The organism is uncultured Vibrio sp. (assembly GCF_947488985.1).
Lineage (GTDB): Bacteria > Pseudomonadota > Gammaproteobacteria > Enterobacterales > Vibrionaceae > Vibrio.
This window is the reverse complement of the sequence record NZ_CANLBV010000256.1, coordinates 1-764: the sequence shown is the minus strand read 5'-3', so window position 1 is coordinate 764 and position 764 is coordinate 1. Positions and strand designations below refer to the sequence as shown.

Here is a 764-nt window from a genome sequence, read left to right as displayed (position 1 = left end):
TTTGCTCCGCTCATGGATTTAGACAGTGATTTCGAGTGGTGTTGTGACTACATCGAGCAACTGACGGTGCTGCAAGGCGAATCCTTTGATAGCGAGATGCGAAGCGCCACCTTCAAGGCGTTAAACGACATGCGAAGTTCATCGCGTCGGTCATTGTCGGAGTTTTGCGCCCAAGTGCAAGATGAGCGGATAAAGTCCGCTTTGCAGTATTACACCATCAATGGGCGTGCGGGCGATTTACTGGATGCTGAAAGCAGTGAATTGACGTTATCAACATTCACGGTCTTTGAAATGAGCGAGCTTATCAGTCGGGGCGATAAAGACTTAGTGCCTGTATTGACCTACTTGTTTCGCTGCATCGAGCGTCGTTTAGACGGCTCTGCGTCGTTCATTGTGATTGATGAGGCGTGGGTGGCGTTTCAGCATCCGGTGTTTCGAGAGATGATTCGAGAGTGGCTGAAAGAGCTGCGTAAAGCCAACTGCTTGGTGATACTCGCCACACAATCACTCAGTGATGCCATCAATGCATCAATTTTTGATGTGCTGGTTGAATCGTGCCCAACGCAAATCTTCTTACCTAACCTTAAAGCCCGTGATTTTGCCCACACCTATGAGCAATTTGGGTTGAATGGTAAGCAAATTGATTTACTCGCCAGTGCGACGCCCAAGCTTGAGTATTACATCAATCAACCGACGGGTTCGCGTTTGGTTAGCTTATCACTGGATGCGTTAGCCTTGGCATTTGTTGCGGCCTCCGATAAGGA

The 764-nt window shown here is 48.7% G+C and carries 1 pseudogene; it reads left to right on the top strand.

The window, feature by feature from the left end:
- A pseudogene (locus tag Q1A70_RS20210) lies at positions 1-764 on the top strand (conjugal transfer protein TrbE); the annotation flags it as partial.